Genomic DNA, 636 nt, shown 5'->3' with positions numbered 1-636 from the left:
CAGCACGCCCACCGTGCCGTCGCGCTCCACCGCGCGGCCTTCGGCGATCTCGCGCAGGATGGCGGCACAGACGATGTCGCGCGGGGCCAGCTCGTCCACGAAGCGCGCGCCGCGGCCATTCAACAGCGTGCCACCCGCCGCGCGCGCTGCCTCGCTGATCAGCGTGCCGGCGAGATGCGGCGGCCAGGCGATGCCGGTGGGGTGGAACTGGAAGCTGTCGAGCTCCCGGAGCCCGGCGCCCAGCCTATAGGCCAGCACCAGTCCGTCGGCGGTCGCGCCGTAGTGATTCGAGGTCGGGAAGCCAGCGAGATGCAGCCGCCCCGCCCCGCCGGTCGAAAGGATCGTCGCGCCGCTATGCGCCAGGACCAGGCGTCGCTGCTCGAGGTCGAGAAGCACCGCGCCGGCGCAGGCGCCACGGGCATCGGCCAGCAGCTCCAGCGCCGGGGCGCGCTCCAGCACGGTGATGCCGGGCGTCAGCAGCACCGCCTCCCGCACGACGCGCATCAATTCCAGCCCGGTGTAGTCGCGGTAGGAGAGCAGCCGCGCCGCGGTCGCCCCGCCTGGCCGCTTGCGCAGCAACCGTCCGCCGATCCGGTCCTCGCCTGGTGCGAGGTCGAAGGCCATGCCCTGCTGGAT

The 636-nt window shown here is 73.4% G+C and carries 1 protein-coding gene; it reads right to left on the bottom strand.

Annotation, left to right across the window (positions count from 1 at the left end):
• On the bottom strand, positions 1–624 hold a 624-nt coding region (locus tag AC1DWF_RS35675), incomplete at its 3' end, for an FAD-binding protein (RefSeq protein ID WP_476843179.1).
• Positions 625–636 lie beyond the last annotated feature (12 nt).

The sequence above is a fragment of the Aminobacter sp. P4_D5 genome, from assembly GCF_056401815.1.
This window is presented reverse-complemented; position numbering and strand designations above follow the sequence as displayed.